The following is an 18851-nucleotide window of genomic DNA, read 5'->3' on the forward strand; positions in this document are numbered from 1 at the left end:
TCAGAGTACATGTCGCTTAATCTACATGGACTGATAAACAATTTTATTAAAATCTTTGTCGTTATTTTATGATTTTAATAAAATTGATAACCTAGTAACTATCTGACGTAACAAAAGCACCGTGCATTGTGCGCGGTGCTTTCACCAATCATCGTGCGTCGTTGCGGAACGATAGATGCGAAATTTCCCGGTCGCAAGCCGCGCCTTCGTTTTTTCGGCAATTCGTTCGTAGCACGTATCGCACATATACGTATGAATCGGGCGGTTGCGTAACCGCTTAGCTAATAACGACTCATCGTCAATGACATTTAGTTGATCGCAAAGAACACATTTTACCCTCATCTGACACCTCATTGCTCCATTTGTTTTCATTATACCATTTTTCTTTGCAACTTTGGAGAAAATAGGTATGATAAAATTATTACTATGTAGGAGGTGTTTTTTTTGGCTAATGAAGTAGAACAAACGTTAATTGAGCCGCTTTTTCAAGCGCTACAAAAAGAACGGTTTGTCACGATTGCCACGATTGACCATGAAACGGGCGGGCCGAATGTGAGCGCGATTTCGTGGATATATGCCCCGAGCGAAAAGCGCCTATATTTTGCCGTCGATAACCGTTCACGTATCGTGCAAAACATTCAAAAAAACCCATTGGTTGTTATTACGTTAATTGCGAACGAATCGACGTATTCGATTAGTGGAAAGGCGCACGTCAAAATCGAGAAGATGGAGGGAGTTCCGCTCAAATTAGCGCTTGTCGAAATCGCGATTACGGAAGTGCGCGATGTCATGTTTTATGGCGCAAAAATTTCCGTCGAGCCGAAGTACGAAAAAACGTACGATGCGCAAGCGGCAGCGAAATTGGACAATCAAGTGATGACTGCTTTAAGAAACGCCTAAAAACAGATGGGATGATTAACCAATAAAAAAGAGCTTAGCCGACGGCTAGGCTCTCATTTATTTAAATAGTCATTCGACTGTTTATTTTGCCGGTTGTTTAACTGTTTTTCTTCTTTTTTGTTTAGCTCGGCGTTATTTTCTTTTGTCGGTGCTGGATTTTTTGTTTGCAGAAAATCGCTTGGGATTTCTGGCATGACACGGCTGACGATAGCTGCCAATTCGTTCATCACTGATTGCACAGGCCGCCCGTTATCTACTTGGCGGACAATGTTTCGGAGTCGCGTATATAGGTCAGGATCAGCGATAATGATCGCATTGGCGCCATACGGGTCTTTTTGTAAACTCTCAGCGACAGAATATTTCACCGTTCCGACACGCGAACGGTCAATGTTATCCTTTACATCAATACCGACGACCGCATATTTGCCGACGACAAGCACCGTCGCATCCTCCACGTTTGGGACGCGGTTCGCTAAATCAGCCAAATGGTGAGCAATTTGCTGTCCGGATTTCGTTTGCACCTTTTCGTTGACGGTATTTTTGACACGGACGAGCGACTCGTTAGGCGACCGTTGCTCTCCGATGCTGCAGCTTGTTAAAAGAAAGAAAGCCACCATAAGAACGTAAAAACGTTTCATCCTTTACACCTCGGTCTGTTTTTAATTTTATTTTGTGGCCAACCTTCTATCTTTATACGTTCCTTCATACTATATAACAACAATCCCGTCCAAAGCGAACATATTAAATGAAATGGGGGCGTGGGAATTTGGGGGATAAAATATATGTGCTCGATACAAACGTGCTCTTACAAGATCCTTATTCCATTTTTTCTTTTGAAGATAACGAAGTCGTTATCCCTGCAGTTGTATTAGAAGAAGTGGATTCAAAAAAACGATACATGGATGAAGTTGGTAGAAATGCGCGGCAAGTATCGAAGTTAATTGATCGTTTGCGCGAAAACGGGAAATTGCATGAAAAAATTTTACTCGATAACGGAGGCGTGCTCCGCATTGAATTAAATCATCGCTCGTTTCAGCAGCTGCAAGATATTTTTGTCGAAAAAACGAACGATAACCGTATTTTAGCAGTCGCGAAAAATTTAGCGCTTGAAGAACAAGAAAAAGAAGATGGTCGCTCGGTCATTTTAGTAAGCAAAGATGCGCTCGTTCGCGTCAAAGCAGACGCAATTGGTTTGCAAGCAGAAGATTTTTTAAATGATCGAGTGGTTGATATTGAGCATATTTACACAGGATTTTTAGAGCTATATATTCATACGGAACATTTAAGCCGTTTTTATGAAAAAGGGGAGCTCGTGCTTTCAGAAATTGCCAATCACCCGTTTTATCCGAACCAATTTATCATTATGAAAGATGCGCTTGGCAGTTCGGCGTCTGCTGTCGGTATGGTTGATCATAGCGGGAAAAAAGTGAAGAAGCTCACGTTTCCTCATGAGCATGTTTGGGGAATTCGCCCGCGTAATGTCCAACAAACGATGGCGTTTGAACTGTTAATGCGCGAAGACTTGCCGCTCGTTACGTTAATCGGAAAGGCAGGTACAGGAAAAACGCTGCTGGCGTTAGCTGCTGGGCTCATGCAGACAGAAGACCTCGGCAAATATAAAAAGTTACTTGTTGCGCGCCCGATTGTTCCTGTCGGCAAAGATATCGGCTTTTTGCCGGGGGAAAAACAAGAAAAACTACGTCCATGGATGCAGCCGATTTTCGATAATTTGGAGTATTTATTCAACACGAAAAAACCAGGGGAACTTGATGCGATTTTAGCAGGGATGAGTTCGATTGAAGTAGAGGCACTTACGTATATACGCGGTCGTAGTTTGCCGGAGCAGTTTATTATTATTGACGAGGCGCAAAATTTAACAAAGCATGAAGTAAAAACGATTTTAACGCGCGTTGGGGAAAAGAGCAAAATTATTTTAATGGGCGACCCAGAACAAATCGATCACCCGTATTTAGACGAATACAACAACGGGTTAACGTACGTCGTTGAAACATTTAAGGATCAAAAAATTGCTGGGCACGTCCGGCTGATTAAAGGGGAGCGCTCAGGGTTGGCGCAGTTGGCCGCTGATTTATTGTAGGCTGTCCTAAGTGGACAGCCTTGTTGCCGCTAGCGAACGATGAATTGCCGGACGTGTGTAATCGGGTGCTCTCGGTTCGAACCGTCACCGAAATAAAGATGAACGGGGCCGTCTTCTTTTAGCGGTTTTCCTTCTTTTGAAAAACAGAGGATGACGTCGTACGCTTTTTCAAGCGGGATTTCGACATCGTTGTTTTCTGTGACGATAACGAACGTTGTTGCGTCTGGAAGCACTTCCGCGTTTTGTAAAAACGGCGCAAGCGGCATGACAAACGTTCCGGTCAGTAGTTTTTCTTTAGCAAACGTTTTCTCTGTTTTTAACGTTGGCGGAAAGACAGCGCCTTCTTGAATTTCGCGATCCCAATACGCCGATATTTTTTGAATATCATCCTCTTCTTTCGGTTGATTAACGGGAGTTCCAGAAAAATACGCCTCTAGCTCTACTTTCCGATCATCAAAAATCCAAACGCTAGGGTCGAGCGTAATCGAAAAGTTCACTTTTCCTGTAATTGGAATAATGCGATCCATTCTGCCTCCCTCCTTTCCTCCATCATTTTCTTTATTTTCAGCGGCGAAAAATGACACTATTTTTAGTATAATGATAAGTGAAGGATTTGTCATGCGAAAGCGGTGGCAATGGTTTCGTCTTGCAAAATTTTGCGATTCACGATAAGATTTAAAGAAGGATTAGGGGAGAACGGAGGGATCAACGTGACGGACGAAACGATTAATTATCGTGAAAAAGCGTACGCGCTTCTAAAAGCGGATGCGGATAAAATTGTGAAACTCATTCAAGTGCAAATGGACAATTTAACGATGCCCCAGTGTCCTCTCTATGAAGAAGTGCTCGACACGCAAATGTTCGGATTATCGCGGGAAATCGACTTTGCAGTTCGCTTAGGGCTTGTCGATGAGAAGGACGGAAAAGCACTTCTTGACTCGTTAGAACGGGAGTTGTCCGTGCTCCATGAAGCTTCAACAAAAAAACGCGTACGATAACGATAACTAACTCAAACGGTTGAAAGCAGTTCCAATCGTTTGAGTTTTTGTGTTTTTAGAAGGAAAACAAAAACAGGTTGCGAAATAGTATAATACAACACCGACAAGGAAGAGGGAAGATGGAGAAACAACTCATTCGAAACATCGTGAAATCATACGACTATCCGCTCATTATTTCTGCTTGGCTGTTAGCGCTTTTTGGGTTAATTATGGTGTATAGCTCTAGTATGGTGTCAGCTGTGACGCGATTTGGCGTACCGAGCGATTATTTTTACGAAAAACAAAAGCTATGGCTTATCGCTTCTGCGGGATGCTTTTTCCTCTCCGTAATCATTCCTTACAAAATATTGGCAAAGGAAAAAGTTGTGAAAGCAATTTTTTTTATTTCCCCGGTGATGCTCATTGCTGTTGCTTTCATTGGCCATACAGCGAATAATGCGACTAGCTGGTTTAAATTTGGTTTTTTTAGTGTACAGCCAGCAGAGCTTGCGAAGCTCGGTTTGATTGTTTATTTAGCAGCCGCATTTGCCAATAAGCAGAAGAGAATGGAAAAATCGATTAAAGGACAGCTATTCCCTATTTACTATACGCTAGGCATTTGTTTTTTGATCGCGATTCAGCCTGATTTCGGGACAGCGATGATTGTGTTGTTGATTGCATCGTGTGTTATTTTATCGTCAGGACTAAAGTTTCGTCTTCTTTTTAAACAAGTATTATTTTTTGGGATGATCGCTTTAGCCTGTGCGCCGTTTACCCTTCCGTTTATTTGGGACAAAATTTTTTCGAAAGAAAGAATTTCGCGTATTTATGGATTTTTAGATCCGTTTAAATATAGTGATGACGCGGGGTTTCAGCTAGTGAATTCGTATTTAGCGATCGGGCTTGGTGGATTAAAGGGGGTTGGTTTAGGGAAAAGTATTCAAAAATACGGATATTTGCCAGAATCCCATACGGATTTTATTATGGCGATTATTGCAGAAGAGCTAGGATTATTTGGTGTCGCGTTTGTGCTACTACTGTTAGCCTTTATTGTGTTACGCGGGCTTTACATTGCTCGAAAATGTGACGATGCGTTCGGCAGTTTGCTTGCGATTGGCATTTCTTCGATGATTGGCATTCAGACGTTTATTAACATCGGAGGGGTGACAGGATTAATACCAATTACAGGGGTGCCGCTTCCGCTCGTAAGCTATGGAGGGTCAGCGCTTGTGTTGTTTATGACATCGCTAGGCGTACTGGTGAATATATCGATGTTTACGAAGTATGAAGCGAAATATAAGCATGCACAAAAAGGGAAAATGATAAAAAAACAATCAGAAAAAGGTCTGACTTTTTAGAAAATGTATTTACAAATGTGCCAAACCGTTATAGTTTTATTAGAAAGGAGGAGAGGAAGGAAAAATGAACACGCAAAACATTCAGAAAGTATTAGTAGCAAACCGCGGCGAAATTGCCATTCGCGTTTTTCGTGCCTGCAACGAATTAGGAATTCGTACGGTTGCGATTTACTCGAAAGAAGATGCAGGTTCTTATCACCGGTACAAAGCTGATGAAGCGTATTTAGTCGGGGAAGGAAAAAAGCCGATTGAAGCGTACTTAGACATTGAAGGAATCATTGCCATCGCGAAAGCACACGATGTCGATGCGATTCATCCTGGATATGGATTTCTTTCGGAAAATATTCAGTTTGCGAAACGGTGTCGCGAAGAAGGGATTATTTTTATCGGGCCAAACGAAGAACATTTAGAGATGTTCGGCGATAAAGTAAAAGCACGCCATCAAGCAGAATTAGCAGGAATTCCTGTTATTCCGGGAAGCGACGGACCGGTACATAGCTTAGAAGAAGTCGTTCGGTTTGGCGAAAAATACGGCTACCCTATCATTATTAAAGCAGCATTAGGGGGCGGCGGTCGCGGCATGCGCATCGTTCGTTCGAAAGCGGAAGTAAAAGAAGCGTACGAGCGTGCAAAATCAGAAGCAAAAGCCGCATTTGGAAGCGATGATGTGTACGTCGAAAAGTTAATTGAGCGTCCAAAGCATATCGAAGTGCAAATTTTAGGCGACTACGAAGGTAATATCGTTCATCTGTATGACCGGGATTGTTCGGTGCAACGCCGTCATCAAAAAGTCGTCGAGATTGCTCCGAGCGTGTCGTTGTCGGATAAGCTTCGGCATGAAATTTGTGACGCAGCTGTAAAACTGATGAAAAACGTCGGCTATGTTAATGCAGGGACGGTCGAATTTCTCGTTTCGGGCGAGGAATTTTATTTCATCGAAGTGAACCCGCGCATCCAAGTCGAGCATACGATTACGGAAATGATTACCGGCATTGATATCGTCCAATCGCAAATTTTAATTGCTGAAGGATACGCGCTTCATAGCGAACAAGTCGGCATTCCGAAACAAGAAGAGATTCGTATTAACGGCTATGCCATCCAAGCACGGGTCACAACGGAAGATCCACTGAATAATTTTATGCCAGATACCGGAAAAATTATGGCGTATCGTTCTGGGGGCGGCTTCGGAGTGCGGTTAGATGCGGGAAATAGCTTCCAAGGAGCGGTTATTACGCCATATTATGATTCGTTGCTTGTGAAATTGTCGACATGGGCGTTGACATTTGAACAAGCGGCGCGCAAAATGTTGCGCAACTTGCGCGAATTTCGGATTCGTGGCATCAAAACGAACATCCCGTTTTTAGAAAACGTCGTTCAACACCCGAAGTTTTTATCGGGAGAGTACGATACATCGTTTATTGACACAACGCCAGAATTGTTTGTGTTCCCAAGACGGAAAGACCGCGGGACGAAAATGTTGACCTATATCGGCAATGTGACGGTAAATGGTTTTCCGGGCATCGGCAAGAAGAAAAAACCAGTGTTTGAAAAGCCACGCGTTCCAAAAGTCGATCAATTGTCGCCAATCGAAAGCGGGACGAAACAACTTTTAGACGAGCGCGGACCAGAAGGACTTGTGCGCTGGATTAAAGAGCAAAATCGAGTGCTATTGACTGACACGACATTCCGGGATGCCCACCAGTCGCTTTTGGCAACGCGCGTACGGACGACCGATTTATTGCATATTGCTGAACCGACGGCACGGCTATTGCCGAACTTGTTCTCGCTAGAAATGTGGGGAGGAGCTACGTTCGATGTGGCGTATCGCTTTTTGAAGGAAGATCCATGGGATCGTTTATTAAAATTACGTGAGCGCATCCCGAACGTTCTTTTCCAAATGTTGCTTCGGTCGGCAAACGCCGTTGGGTACAAAAACTATCCGGATAACGTCATTCGAGAGTTTGTCGAAAAATCGGCGCAAGCAGGGATTGACGTTTTCCGCATTTTTGACAGCTTAAACTGGGTAAAAGGAATGGGCGTTGCGATTGATGCGGTTCGGCAAACAGGGAAAATTGCCGAAGCGGCGATTTGCTATACGGGCGATATTTTAGACCCATCCCGTCCGAAATATAACTTAGACTACTACAAATCGCTAGCAAAAGAGTTAGAAGCAGCGGGGGCGCATATTTTAGCGATTAAAGATATGGCTGGTTTATTAAAGCCGCAAGCAGCGTATGTGCTTATTTCTGCGTTGAAAGAAACGGTCGATATTCCGATTCATCTCCATACCCATGATACGAGCGGAAACGGCATTTACATGTACGCAAAAGCAATTGAAGCAGGGGTCGATATTGTCGACGTTGCTGTTAGCTCAATGGCGGGGCTCACGTCACAGCCGAGCGCTAATACGCTTTATTATGCGCTCGAAGGAACGGAGCGTGCACCAGAAGTCAATATTGATGGGCTTGAGCAACTCGCTCGTTATTGGGAAGACGTGCGTAAATATTATCATGAATTTGAAAGCGGCATGAATGCTCCGCATACGGAAGTGTATCGCCATGAAATGCCTGGTGGACAATATAGCAACTTGCAACAACAAGCGAAAGCAGTCGGGCTTGGTGACCGTTGGGACGAAGTAAAAGAAATGTATCGCCGCGTCAACGACATGTTCGGCGATATTGTGAAAGTGACGCCATCATCAAAAGTAGTCGGCGATATGGCGCTTTATATGGTGCAAAATAACTTAACGGAAAACGATATTTTCGAGCGCGGCGAAACGCTTGATTTCCCTGATTCGGTCGTCGAATTGTTTGAAGGATACTTAGGGCAAATGCCTGGCGGTTTCCCGAAAGAGTTGCAGCGCATTATTTTAAAAGGGCGCGAACCGATTACTGTCCGTCCAGGAGAGTTGTTAGAGCCGGTTGATTTTGAAAAATTGAAAGAAGAGTTGTTCCATAAATTGGAGCGACAAGTGACGGATTTTGATGCGCTTGCTTACGCTCTTTATCCGAAAGTATTTCTTGAATATACGGAAACTGTTGAAAAATTCGGCGACATTTCCGTTCTTGATACGCCAACATTCCTCTATGGGATGAGGCTTGGAGAAGAAATTGAAGTCGAAATTGAAAAAGGAAAAACGCTCATTGTCAAATTGGTGGCCATCGGTCAACCGCAAGCGGATGGAACATGCATCGTCTACTTTGAATTAAACGGCCAGCCGCGCGAAATCATTATTCGCGATGAAAGCATTAAAACGGCGGTTGCCGAACGAATTAAAGCCGATAAAAACAACCCGAACCATATTGCAGCGACGATGCCGGGAACGGTAGTCAAAGTGCTTGTCGAACCAAACGAGAAAGTCAATAAAGGCGATCATTTAATGATTACCGAAGCGATGAAAATGGAAACAACGGTACAAGCACCGTTTTCAGGAATCGTCAAAGATATTTATGTGAAAAACGGCGATGCCATTCAAACAGGCGACTTACTAATTGAATTAACGAAATAAAAGCGCTAGGATTTCCTAGCGCTTTTTTTATAAGGTAAGAAAGTATAAAATTTTACGATTAGGTGGAGCGTTGTCTAGCTCCAAGCGCCATCGGCTCGAGTCGCTCCGCCCCACGCTGCGGCGGCGTAGCCTCCTCGGTGGGGCTTGTGCGATCTTCGCCGATAGGCGGGCGCTTTGCGCTTTTCTTACGCGTTTTTGAACGTGTGGTTCGCGGGCGTCGATCCACCTTGTTCGTTTCGTTTACTACGGATGGCAAGAAGAAGCAAGTAGCTTAGTACGCCAAATAAACATGAAATGAAAAAGGCGTGTGCTAACGCAATCCATAAGTTCAACTGCGTAAAAACGATGAATGCACCGGTTGTCATTTGTAATAAGACGAGGATAAGCGAAACAATCCAGCCCCAATAAATGACGCGCTGATGTTTATGGTATTTCACCGCGCGAATGGTGGCGATGAGAATCCAGACAATAATCAATCCAGCAGCTAGTCGATGCCCCATTTGTACCCATTCATGAAATTGAACAGGAAAAGGGCGCGAACGTGAGCAGAGCGGCCAGCTCGGGCACGCCAAACTTGCTTGTTTATGGCGGACAAGCGCTCCTGTATAGACGACGACATAACAATATGCAATGATTCCGTAGATGTGTTGTTTCATTTTTCCATCGAGCACTAATGATTCTGCATCAAACTTTTTGTCAATTTCAAAAATTAATAGCGTCAATAAAAAGACAGACGCGAACGAGATGAGCGAGATCCCAAAATGCAAAGCAAGGACAAAATCAGATTGTCCCCAGACGACTGCTGCTGCCCCGATCAACCCTTGGAGAACGAGAAAAACAAAAGAAACCGTCGCTAAAAATTTTGTTTCCCGAATGTGGCCGATTGCTCGCCATGACCAAACAGATAAAACGAGCACTAAAAAGCCAGCAAGTCCGGATACTAGCCGATGGCTAAGCTCAATCACTAACTCGGGCGTAATATTAGAAGGGATGAGCTCCCCATGGCAAAGCGGCCAAGAACGTCCGCATCCCATTCCTGAACCAGTTTTTGTGACGAGCGCACCACCGATTAACACAAATAACATCGCAATCGTTGTCACTACTGCAAACCATTTTAACGTGCGTTGCAAAATTCTTCACCTACTTGGTTGGAAAATAATTATTTTGGCAATAATCTTGTAAAGTATACGTTTATCTTACACGAAACGAGCGCATAGAGCAATTTCGACAACAAACAACATCATTTTACAACATAACAAAAATAAAAAACAAATAAACGTTTAATATCGTGAAAAATATTGAATCTTATTCGGGAGTTTGCTAGAAATATTAATGGGGAAGTACAAAGGAGATGCAATCGCCATTTTTTTGACACAAATTGTTCAAAAAAAGTTCACATTTAGACAAAGAAATGTGATTTAATATATAGAGAAAGGAACTTTATGACTTATATTAACCATAAAAAATGTGTTAAAATACATTAGGATTTATTTCATCGTTGTAAACGTATTCATGTTACCTTCCGTTTCGCAAAGGAACGGAGGAAGGAGGAAGAAAAATGGCGAATGAAACAGCTTCTCCAATCGAAGTTGACGAAAAGACGGGGAAATTGTCGGTAGCAGCTGTTTGGAAAGATGTTCTTTCCGTTGTCAAAATCGGTATTGTTAATTCTAATTTAATTACGACATTCACGGGATTATGGTTAGCTTTTTACTATATGGGAGAAGGTTTTTTAGAAAACCTTCAGACCGTCTTTTTTACGTTGTTTGGCTCTGCACTTATCATTGCAGGAGCTTGTGCGCTGAATAACTTCATTGACCGCGATATCGACCATTTGATGGAGCGAACGAAAAAGCGACCAACCGTTAAAGGAACGATGGAACCAAAACATGTACTATGGTTTGGGATTTTATTGACGGTTATTGGTACGCTTAGCTTGCTAATGACGACGGTGACAGCTGCCGTTGTTGGGCTTGTCGGGGTAATCACTTATGTATTTTTATATACCATGTGGTCGAAACGGAATAATACGTTAAATACGGTCATTGGTAGCGTTTCTGGTGCAGTTCCACCGGTTATTGGTTGGACGGCGGTCGATCCACATTTTCACGTCGTGCCGCTCGTATTGTTTTTATTAATGTTTTTATGGCAACCGCCGCACTTTTTGGCGCTTGCGATGAAGCGATGCGAGGAATATCGCAAAGCGGGAATCCCGATGTTGCCGGTCGTGCATGGGTTTGCGATTACGAAACGGCAAATTGTCGTATGGGTGGCCTGTTTGTTGCCGCTCCCGTTTTATTTATTTCCGCTTGGGAAAGCATTTCTCGTCATTGCCACGCTGCTAAACGTCGGTTGGCTTGCGTTAGGATTATACGGCTTTAAGATGAAAGATGATTTAAAGTGGGCGAAATGGATGTTCGTCTACTCCTTAAACTATTTGACGATTTTATTTGTTACGATGGTCATCGCGGCCATTGATTAATCCGTTTACAATTCTTTCACTTCTTTAGAGAAAGAATTCATATATTTATTTAAATTGAAAGAGGGGTTTGATTAGGCTATGAAGAAATGGCTACTGAATTGGCGCTTATTTTCTCTTTTTAGTGTAATGGCGCTTCTGTTAGCTGGTTGCGGCAAGCCGTTTTTGTCGACGCTTCAGCCGGCCGGCGAAGTAGCAGATATGCAGTATTCGCTCATGCTGCTTAGCACAGCCATTATGGTTCTCGTTATTATTGTTGTAACGATTATCTTCGTATACGTCGTTGTTCGCTTCCGACAACGCAAAGGCGAAGAAAAGAAAATTCCAAAGCAAGTGGAAGGAAGCCATACGTTAGAAATTGTATGGACGGTTATTCCGATTATCTTGCTCATCATTTTAGCTGTTCCAACCGTATCGGCAACGTTTAAACTTTCTGACGTGAAGCCAATGAATAAAGAGAAGCGCGATAAACATACGGTTGTTGTCAACGTTCGCGCAAATCTTTATTGGTGGGAATTTGAATACCCAGATTACGGGATTATTACGAGCCAAGAGCTAGTCGTTCCAACGAACGAACGGGTGTATTTTAATTTAAAAGCTTCTGACGTAAAACACTCGTTCTGGATTCCAGCTGTTGGCGGAAAAATGGATACAAACACAGATAACAAAAACCAATTTTGGTTAGAATTCGATCAAAAAGCGACAGATAAAGCAGGCGGCATTTTCTACGGAAAATGTGCGGAGCTTTGCGGTCCGTCACACGCGTTGATGGATTTCAAAGTAAAACCACTTCCGCGCGCTGACTTTGATCAGTGGGTAGAAAAAATGAAAAATGCGAAACCAGTAGTGACAGATTCAGTCGCAAAAGAAGGGGAAGCAATTTTTAACAAAAGCTGTATTGGCTGCCATGCAGTCAGCCCAGTGGACAAACGTCCAGAACAAGCACGGACAGCGCCAAACTTAGCAAACTTTGGCGATCGCACACGCATCGCTGGTATTTTAGACCATAATGAAGAAAACTTGAAAAAATGGTTGAAAGATCCGAATAGTGTGAAACCTGGCAATAAAATGGCGGGTACATACGGCAACTTAACGGATGACCAAATTAATGCACTAACGAAATATTTAATGAGCTTGAAAGTTGAGTAAAGGGGATTTATATCAGAAAGGGAGGTAACATTGTGAGTACAGTAGCTCGTAAAAAGAGCCTAATATGGGACTACTTAACAACGGTGGACCATAAAAAAATCGCCATTTTGTATTTAATTGCCGGCGGCTTTTTCTTCCTCGTTGGTGGTCTAGAAGCTCTATTTATCCGGATTCAGCTTGCGAAGCCGAATAACGATTTCTTAGTTGGCGGCTTGTACAACCAAGTGTTAACAATGCACGGTACAACAATGATTTTCTTTGCGGCGATGCCGCTTGTGTTTGCAATGATGAACGCCGTTGTGCCGATTCAAATTGGCGCGCGCGACGTTGCGTTCCCGTTTTTAAACGCGTTAGGCTTTTGGCTCTTCTTCTTCGGGGGGGTATTTCTTAACTGTTCATGGTTTTTAGGCGGAGCGCCTGATGCAGGTTGGACATCGTATGCATCACTGTCGCTTGAATCGCCAGGGCACGGGATTGACTTTTACGTTTTAGGATTGCAAATTTCTGGTTTCGGTACGTTAATTGGTGGGATTAACTTCCTTGTCACAATCATTAATATGCGTGCCCCAGGAATGACATATATGCGCATGCCGATGTTTACGTGGGCAACGTTCGTGACATCTGCGCTTATTTTGTTCGCATTCCCGCCACTTACAGTCGGCTTAATTTTCATGATGATGGATCGCTTGTTTGGCGGAAACTTCTATCATCCAGCAGCAGGCGGTAATACGATCATTTGGGAACACCTTTTCTGGATTTTCGGTCATCCAGAAGTATATATTTTAGTGTTGCCAGCGTTCGGGATTTTCTCGGAAATTTTCGCAACGTTCTCGCGTAAGCGGTTATTCGGTTATTCGTCCATGGTGTTTGCGACAGTATTAATCGGCTTTTTAGGATTCATGGTGTGGGCGCACCATATGTTTACAGTCGGAATGGGACCGATTGCGAACGCAATTTTCGCAGTGGCAACAATGGCAATTGCCGTTCCAACAGGGATTAAAATTTTCAACTGGCTCTTTACGATGTGGGGCGGAAATATTCGTTTCACGACACCAATGATGTATGCGGTTGCGTTTATCCCATCGTTCGTCATGGGTGGAGTAACGGGGGTAATGAACGCAGCAGCAGCAGCAGACTATCAATATCATGACAGCTATTTCGTTGTCGCACACTTCCACTACGTCATCGTCGGTGGGGTTGTGTTCGCACTGTTAGCAGGTGCCCATTACTGGTGGCCAAAAATGTTTGGCAAAATGTTAAACGAAACGCTTGGAAAAATTACGTTCTGGTTGTTCTTTATCGGCTTCCATTTAACGTTCTTTATCCAACATTTCCTTGGCTTAATGGGGATGCCACGCCGCGTCTTTACGTACTTGCCGGGTCAAGGATTTGAAACAGGCAACATGATTAGTACCGTTGGTGCCTTTTTCATGGCAGCAGCAACGATTGTGCTGTTAATCAACGTTATTGTAACATCGGTGAAAGGACAAAAAGCAGAGGCAGACGCGTGGGGAGACGGACGTACGCTTGAGTGGGCAGTCGCTTCTCCGCCGCCAGAATATAACTTTGCGCAAACACCGCTTGTTCGCGGCTTAGACGCATATTGGATTGAAAAAATGGAAGGCAAAAAAGGATTGACGCCAGCAGAGCCGCTAGGGGATATCCATATGCCAAACTCGTCGATTTTGCCGTTTGTTATTTCGCTTGGATTGTTTATTGCTGCCTTCGGTTTCATGTATCGCACGGAAGCGTCTTGGGGCTTAGCGGTTGGCATTATCGGCTTATTGATTACGCTCGGTTCGATGTTCTTGCGTTCTGTCATCGATGATCACGGCTTCCATATCCATAAAGAAGAAGTGCTTGAAGCAGAAAAGGGGGTTAAGGCATAATGCACGTTGAAGAAAAATTGACCGCAGAAACGTTCCCTGCGTCACCTGAAAAAGCCACCCTCGAAGGGAAAAATAAATTTTTAGGTTTTTGGTTATTCTTAGGGGGAGAGACGGTTCTCTTCGCCTCCCTCTTCGCTACGTATTTAGCGTTGCGTGATAAAACAGCTGGTGGTCCGCCAGCGCACGAGTTGTTCCGTATGCCGCTCGTTTTTGTTGCAACGATGCTTCTTTTGACGAGTAGCTTAACGAGTGTGTACGCGATTTACCACATGAAAAACTTTGATTTTAAGAAAATGCAGCTTTGGTTTGGCATTACGGTGCTGTTAGGGGCTGGATTTTTAGGGTTGGAGATTTTCGAGTTCAATGAGTACGTCCACGAAGGCCACGTATTTACGAAAAGTGCATTTGCCTCTTCGTTTTACACGCTAGTTGGCACGCACGGAGGTCACGTCGCTTTCGGCTTGCTTTGGATTTTAACGCTTATGATTCGCAATGCGAAGCGCGGCTTAAACTTATACAACGCACCGAAGTTTTACGTCGCCAGCTTATATTGGCACTTTATTGACGTCGTATGGGTGTTCATCTTTACGGTTGTATATTTAATGGGAATGGTGGGGTGATTGTATGGCGAATCAAACGAATACAGGAAACCCGCATGTTGATTTAGCGTACCGTCGCAAAAAAAATGCGGAAGAAATGAAACACCAAGTGATTTCATTTGTATTAATGATTGCATTGACGCTCATTGCGTTTTTTGCCGTCGGGTATAACGAGTTTTCACATTGGTTTTCTGTTCCATTCATTTTGCTTCTTGCCATTGTGCAAGTGGCGTTTCAACTGTATTATTTCATGCATATGAGCCATAAAGGTCATGAACTTCCATCGCTTTTCATTTATGGCGGTGTGCTCGTTGCGTTTGTTACAGTTTGGGCGTTTATGACGGTTGTTTGGTGGTAATAAAAAAAGGAAATCAGCGGGTGCTGATTTCCTTTTTCGCATCGTTTTGTCTGTAGTATAATGAAAAGGGAGGTGAAAAGGATGTTAGCATCATTGCAAATGTTCGGATTTATGGCGCTATGGAGCCCGTTTTTCTTCCTTCTTTTATTGCTTATCGGTGCGTTCTATGCCCTTTTAGTTGGCCCGTGGCGACGAAAATGGGCGACGGAACATCCGCCATCCCGCAAGCAAAAAACGTATTTTTATACGGGACTTGTTTTGCTTTACGTCATTAAAGGCTCACCAATTGATTTGCTTGGTCACTTAATGTTTAGTGTGCATATGACGCAAATGGCGATTTTGTATTTAATTGTTCCGCAATGTTTTATTTTAGGAATTCCAAATGGGATGTACGAGAAACTATTTCGTGTGGATGCAATCAAGCGAGTGTATGCTTTTTTGACCAAACCGCTTATTGCCCTTTTGTTATTCAACGGGCTATTTTCGTTTTATCACGTTCCATTTATTTTTGATGTGATTAAAACAAATATGATTTACCATGCGACCGTTACGACCATTCTTTTTATCGCTGCATGGTGTATGTGGTGGCCGGTTATCAATAAGTTGCCAGAATGGCAAACGTTGTCTGGAATTAAAAAAGTCGGTTACATTTTTGCCAACGGTGTGTTGTTAACACCAGCGTGTGCGCTTATTATTTTTGCAGATACACCGCTTTATCGAACGTTTTCTGACCCGAGTGCGTGGTTGAACGCCCTTCAATTATGCGTGCCGAGTGGAACGTTAGCTTCGTTGCATTTAACCGGACCACAAATGTTTTTATCGATGTCGCTGCTGAACGACCAACAGCTCGGTGGCGTATTAATGAAAATTATTCAAGAAATTGTGTACGGAACGATGTTGTTTTTTATTTTTATTGATTGGTATCAAAAAGAGAGAGAGAAGGAGCCGCAGGAAACAGTTGTATCACCGCATCCTTCTGAATCATCATAAATAAAAGTGAGGACGAAGAGATGGAATATTCGTTGCCAATACTTCCAACAATTAGTACAAGTTGTATTGTCATTAGTGCCGTGCTTGTCGCGTACGGTTGGTCGCTCATTCGAAAACGAAACATAGAGGCGCATAAAAAGGTCATGTTGTGGGCGGCCGCGTTTGCTTTATTGTTCTTTCTTATTTATTTGTCGCGAACCGTATTTGTTGGAAATACGAGCTTTGGCGGTCCAGACGATGTCAAAGTATATTATACGATCTTTTTAGTGTTTCATATCGTCTTGGCGACGGTCGGAGCAGTGTTCGGGGTTGTGACGCTACTTACTGCTTTTAAACAAAATTTTATGAAGCATAAAAAACTCGGACCGATTACAAGCGTCATTTGGTTTTTCACAGCTACGACTGGTGTTGTCGTTTATTTATTGTTGTATGTGTTTTATCATGGCGGCGAAACGACGTCAATGATTAAAGCGATTTTAGGTTTTTAAACCCGACAATGCTGTCGGGTTTTTTCATAGAGTGAAAAGAACGGAATGGGTGCGGAGAAAATATAATGGGGGCAGGGGTGGTTTCGTGTGGCGGTATGATGCGGCGTATGCGACAGTAGCGACGGTTGTGATGATGTGTTTAAAGGAACGACTAGAAATTGTGAGCGAAGAATCGACCATAGATGTGCAATTTCGTGGACTTGACCGTTGCACGGTGACGGTAGCGCTCGTGATGAAAAGCGGTGCTCCAGTCGTTTCCGTATGCAAAGAAGTGCAAAAAGAAATCGTAGAGGAAATACGAATGCTAACCCCGTTTGTCGTCGAGCATGTTCACCTCATTGTCAAAAAACTTGTAGTGGAAAAAACGAACGCATGAGAAAATCTCATGCGTTAATTTTTGCTAGTCCTTCTTTTACTTGTGCTAAAAGGCTTTGGCATTGGCTGACTAGCGAAGATGGGAAGTTTTCTCCTTCGCCATATTCGACTCCATGCGGATAATAATGTTTTCCAAGAAGCGGCGTAAGTAGTTTAATGACCGCATAGCGCGTATCGACTTCTCCTTCAATTGCATACCCTTGCACGCGAAGGTAGTATACGTCGCCTTTCACTTCAAATTTTCGGTCGTATGTAACTCGTTCGTAGTCCCATTGCCCAGCGCGAACAAATCCTAAGCTTTTCATCAATTCATCTAAGCGGGACAATTCTGCCGTTTGATTTTCAATGCCCGTGTTTTCAAATTTCATGTCCAATTCCCTCCTAAATAAAAAACGCTCCTTTATTAATAATATTATTAAAGTGTTCAACTTTCAATCAATTGTTGTCGGTGAAATAAAGGTGTAGAAAAAATTTTCCCGTGTTCGTCATTTTTTTCTGTTTTTGGTGAAACTAAAAGGCGAAAGGAGGAGAGAGAGCGATGAAAAAATGGCTGTTGGTGTGGCTATGTGTAGGGATGCTGTCAATTAGCATTCCGTTTCATGCGCACGGACAAGGAACGACGACGTACGTTGTTCAACCGGGAGATAGTTTGTGGAAAATTGCGGTTCGCTATCAAGTAGGCTTATCGGAAATTATCGCGGCCAACCCACAATTTTCTAATCCACATCTTATTTATCCAGGGCAAAAAGTGAACATCCCGGTGTTCGATGCGGTCAAACAAGTGGAAAATGAAGTGGTGCGCTTAACGAATGTACAGCGTGCGAAATATGGGCTGCCACCATTGCAGGCTGATTGGCAATTGGCGCGAGTGGCCCGGTATAAATCGATGGATATGCGCGACAAAAACTATTTTTCCCATCAGTCACCGACGTACGGGTCGCCGTTTTCGATGATGAAAAATTTTGGGATAAGCTATCGTACGGCTGGAGAAAATATTGCTGCGGGTCAACAAACGCCGCAAGAAGTGGTTACTGCATGGATGAATAGCCCTGGACATCGGGCGAATATTTTAAATAAGTCGTTCACTCATATCGGTGTCGGATATGCAAAAGGCGGTTCGTATGGGCATTATTGGACGCAAATGTTTATTGGGAAATAACGGAAGGGAGAGGTTAGATGAAAACAGTACGTGAAGTGATGACAACGAATGTGGATTATTGCACACCGCTTGACAATGTGTTTAAAGCGGCAGTAAAAATGCGTGATTTAAATGTCGGGGCCATTCCGGTAGTCGAGGATGGACGACTAATTGGGATGCTTACCGACCGCGATTTAGTCGTGCGCGGAATTGCGGAAAAGCGCCCTAATTCGAGCCAAGTGACAGAAGTAATGACAGACGAGGTGATTACGGTATCGCCTGATACGTCGGTGCAAGAAGCAGCGGAGCAAATGGCGGAACACCAAATTCGCCGTCTGCCAGTTGTCGAAAATGGCCGCCTTGTCGGCATTGTATCGCTTGGTGATTTAGCGACGTACCGCTACTCCGATGAAAGCGCTGGACGTGCATTGAGTTCCATTTCTGAGCAAACGTTTCTTCACTAAACGAATCCCCTTTAGGGGGTTCATTTTTTTTTAGGACAAAACAATATATAATAGCAATAAAGAGATTTCGGGAAAGTAGGG

The 18851-nt window shown here is 43.5% G+C and carries 20 protein-coding genes; 15 read left to right on the plus strand and 5 right to left on the minus strand.

The window, feature by feature from the left end; translation table 11 throughout:
• Positions 1–141: 141 nt before the first annotated feature.
• On the minus strand, positions 142–342 hold the full coding sequence (locus GGR02_RS01210) for a YlaI family protein (RefSeq protein ID WP_183182943.1): 201 nt from the start codon (positions 340–342) through the stop codon (positions 142–144).
• A 102-nt stretch (positions 343–444) separates the two neighbouring features.
• On the opposite strand from GGR02_RS01210, the gene GGR02_RS01215 reads away from it, so the two are divergent.
• Positions 445–900 (plus strand): pyridoxamine 5'-phosphate oxidase family protein, encoded by a 456-nt coding sequence (locus tag GGR02_RS01215; RefSeq protein ID WP_183182944.1) that lies wholly within the window; start codon positions 445–447, stop codon positions 898–900.
• Positions 901–953: 53 nt separating this feature from the next.
• On the opposite strand, the gene GGR02_RS01220 is transcribed toward GGR02_RS01215, so the two are convergent.
• Positions 954–1538, minus strand: a complete 585-nt coding sequence (locus GGR02_RS01220; protein WP_183182945.1) for a YhcN/YlaJ family sporulation lipoprotein — start codon at positions 1536–1538, stop codon at positions 954–956.
• 107 nt (positions 1539–1645) lie between these two features.
• Here GGR02_RS01220 and GGR02_RS01225 point away from each other — a divergent pair, with 107 nt between their 5' ends.
• On the plus strand, positions 1646–2998 hold the full coding sequence (locus tag GGR02_RS01225; protein ID WP_183182946.1) for a PhoH family protein: 1353 nt from the start codon (positions 1646–1648) through the stop codon (positions 2996–2998).
• A 29-nt stretch (positions 2999–3027) separates the two neighbouring features.
• On the opposite strand, the gene GGR02_RS01230 is transcribed toward GGR02_RS01225, so the two are convergent.
• Positions 3028–3525, minus strand: a complete 498-nt coding sequence (locus tag GGR02_RS01230; RefSeq protein WP_183182947.1) for a peptidyl-prolyl cis-trans isomerase — start codon at positions 3523–3525, stop codon at positions 3028–3030.
• Between the two features lie 183 nt (positions 3526–3708).
• Here GGR02_RS01230 and GGR02_RS01235 point away from each other — a divergent pair, with 183 nt between their 5' ends.
• The 3 genes from GGR02_RS01235 (at position 3709) to pyc (ending at position 8841) form a co-directional block, all read left to right on the plus strand.
• A complete protein-coding gene (locus tag GGR02_RS01235) occupies positions 3709–3996 on the plus strand; it encodes a YlaN family protein (protein ID WP_183182948.1) in 288 nt (95 codons plus the stop codon).
• A gap of 119 nt (positions 3997–4115) precedes the next feature.
• Positions 4116–5333 carry an FtsW/RodA/SpoVE family cell cycle protein gene (locus GGR02_RS01240; protein WP_183182949.1) on the plus strand — a complete coding sequence of 406 codons (1218 nt, stop codon included), beginning with the start codon at positions 4116–4118 and terminating at the stop codon, positions 5331–5333.
• A gap of 64 nt (positions 5334–5397) precedes the next feature.
• A complete protein-coding gene (gene pyc, locus GGR02_RS01245; protein WP_183182950.1) occupies positions 5398–8841 on the plus strand; it encodes a pyruvate carboxylase in 3444 nt (1147 codons plus the stop codon).
• Between the two features lie 185 nt (positions 8842–9026).
• On the opposite strand, the gene GGR02_RS01250 is transcribed toward pyc, so the two are convergent.
• Positions 9027–9971, minus strand: coding sequence for a COX15/CtaA family protein (locus GGR02_RS01250; protein WP_183182951.1), 945 nt, complete (start codon positions 9969–9971; stop codon positions 9027–9029).
• A 428-nt stretch (positions 9972–10399) separates the two neighbouring features.
• Here GGR02_RS01250 and cyoE point away from each other — a divergent pair, with 428 nt between their 5' ends.
• The 8 genes from cyoE to GGR02_RS01290 all read left to right on the plus strand — a co-directional run bounded on the left by cyoE (position 10400) and on the right by GGR02_RS01290 (position 17169).
• The gene (gene cyoE / locus GGR02_RS01255) at positions 10400–11323 is read left to right on the plus strand and encodes a heme o synthase (RefSeq protein WP_183182952.1); all 924 of its coding nucleotides are present in this window, start codon (positions 10400–10402) and stop codon (positions 11321–11323) included.
• A 78-nt stretch (positions 11324–11401) separates the two neighbouring features.
• Positions 11402–12469 carry a cytochrome c oxidase subunit II gene (coxB, locus tag GGR02_RS01260; protein ID WP_183182953.1) on the plus strand — a complete coding sequence of 356 codons (1068 nt, stop codon included), beginning with the start codon at positions 11402–11404 and terminating at the stop codon, positions 12467–12469.
• Positions 12470–12501: 32 nt separating this feature from the next.
• Positions 12502–14358 carry a cytochrome c oxidase subunit I gene (gene ctaD / locus GGR02_RS01265; RefSeq protein ID WP_183182954.1) on the plus strand — a complete coding sequence of 619 codons (1857 nt, stop codon included), beginning with the start codon at positions 12502–12504 and terminating at the stop codon, positions 14356–14358.
• A complete protein-coding gene (gene ctaE / locus GGR02_RS01270; protein ID WP_066323498.1) occupies positions 14358–14978 on the plus strand; it encodes a cytochrome c oxidase subunit III in 621 nt (206 codons plus the stop codon). Before ctaD ends, ctaE begins: the two co-directional genes overlap by 1 nt.
• Positions 14979–14982: 4 nt before the next feature.
• Entirely contained in the window at positions 14983–15315 is a 333-nt protein-coding gene (gene ctaF / locus GGR02_RS01275) for a cytochrome c oxidase subunit IVB (RefSeq protein ID WP_183182955.1), read from the plus strand.
• 81 nt (positions 15316–15396) lie between these two features.
• Entirely contained in the window at positions 15397–16305 is a 909-nt protein-coding gene (ctaG, locus tag GGR02_RS01280; RefSeq protein WP_183182956.1) for a cytochrome c oxidase assembly factor CtaG, read from the plus strand.
• Positions 16306–16325: 20 nt separating this feature from the next.
• A complete protein-coding gene (locus GGR02_RS01285) occupies positions 16326–16793 on the plus strand; it encodes a DUF420 domain-containing protein (protein ID WP_183182957.1) in 468 nt (155 codons plus the stop codon).
• 85 nt (positions 16794–16878) lie between these two features.
• Complete coding sequence (locus tag GGR02_RS01290; protein WP_183182958.1) at positions 16879–17169, plus strand: hypothetical protein; 291 nt, start codon at positions 16879–16881, stop codon at positions 17167–17169.
• Positions 17170–17176: 7 nt separating this feature from the next.
• Here the strand turns inward: GGR02_RS01290 and GGR02_RS01295 are convergent, their stop codons facing one another.
• The gene (locus tag GGR02_RS01295; protein WP_183182959.1) at positions 17177–17536 is read right to left on the minus strand and encodes a YugN family protein; all 360 of its coding nucleotides are present in this window, start codon (positions 17534–17536) and stop codon (positions 17177–17179) included.
• A gap of 206 nt (positions 17537–17742) precedes the next feature.
• Here GGR02_RS01295 and safA point away from each other — a divergent pair, with 206 nt between their 5' ends.
• Positions 17743–18327, plus strand: coding sequence for a SafA/ExsA family spore coat assembly protein (gene safA / locus GGR02_RS01300; protein WP_229706035.1), 585 nt, complete (start codon positions 17743–17745; stop codon positions 18325–18327).
• Positions 18328–18344: 17 nt separating this feature from the next.
• On the plus strand, positions 18345–18770 hold the full coding sequence (locus GGR02_RS01305) for a CBS domain-containing protein (protein WP_183182961.1): 426 nt from the start codon (positions 18345–18347) through the stop codon (positions 18768–18770).
• The last annotated feature ends 81 nt before the right edge of the window (positions 18771–18851 follow it).

It is taken from the genome of Anoxybacteroides voinovskiense (assembly GCF_014196205.1).
In the GTDB taxonomy this organism is placed as follows: domain Bacteria; phylum Bacillota; class Bacilli; order Bacillales; family Anoxybacillaceae; genus Anoxybacteroides; species Anoxybacteroides voinovskiense.

What these genes read in the sequence shown, in the direction of transcription:
- GGR02_RS01210 (WP_183182943.1), bottom strand. Translation starts at nt 342, where the DNA reads ATGAGGGTAAAATGTGTTCTTTGCGATCAACTAAATGTCATTGACGAT.
- GGR02_RS01220 (WP_183182945.1), bottom strand. Translation starts at nt 1,538, where the DNA reads ATGAAACGTTTTTACGTTCTTATGGTGGCTTTCTTTCTTTTAACAAGC.
- GGR02_RS01225 (WP_183182946.1), top strand. Translation starts at nt 1,646, where the DNA reads ATGAAATGGGGGCGTGGGAATTTGGGGGATAAAATATATGTGCTCGAT.
- GGR02_RS01230 (WP_183182947.1), bottom strand. Translation starts at nt 3,525, where the DNA reads ATGGATCGCATTATTCCAATTACAGGAAAAGTGAACTTTTCGATTACG.
- GGR02_RS01240 (WP_183182949.1), top strand. Translation starts at nt 4,116, where the DNA reads ATGGAGAAACAACTCATTCGAAACATCGTGAAATCATACGACTATCCG.
- pyc (WP_183182950.1), top strand. Translation starts at nt 5,398, where the DNA reads ATGAACACGCAAAACATTCAGAAAGTATTAGTAGCAAACCGCGGCGAA.
- cyoE (WP_183182952.1), top strand. Translation starts at nt 10,400, where the DNA reads ATGGCGAATGAAACAGCTTCTCCAATCGAAGTTGACGAAAAGACGGGG.
- coxB (WP_183182953.1), top strand. Translation starts at nt 11,402, where the DNA reads ATGAAGAAATGGCTACTGAATTGGCGCTTATTTTCTCTTTTTAGTGTA.
- ctaE (WP_066323498.1), top strand. Translation starts at nt 14,358, where the DNA reads ATGCACGTTGAAGAAAAATTGACCGCAGAAACGTTCCCTGCGTCACCT.
- ctaF (WP_183182955.1), top strand. Translation starts at nt 14,983, where the DNA reads ATGGCGAATCAAACGAATACAGGAAACCCGCATGTTGATTTAGCGTAC.
- ctaG (WP_183182956.1), top strand. Translation starts at nt 15,397, where the DNA reads ATGTTAGCATCATTGCAAATGTTCGGATTTATGGCGCTATGGAGCCCG.
- GGR02_RS01285 (WP_183182957.1), top strand. Translation starts at nt 16,326, where the DNA reads ATGGAATATTCGTTGCCAATACTTCCAACAATTAGTACAAGTTGTATT.
- GGR02_RS01295 (WP_183182959.1), bottom strand. Translation starts at nt 17,536, where the DNA reads ATGAAATTTGAAAACACGGGCATTGAAAATCAAACGGCAGAATTGTCC.
- safA (WP_229706035.1), top strand. Translation starts at nt 17,743, where the DNA reads ATGCTGTCAATTAGCATTCCGTTTCATGCGCACGGACAAGGAACGACG.
- GGR02_RS01305 (WP_183182961.1), top strand. Translation starts at nt 18,345, where the DNA reads ATGAAAACAGTACGTGAAGTGATGACAACGAATGTGGATTATTGCACA.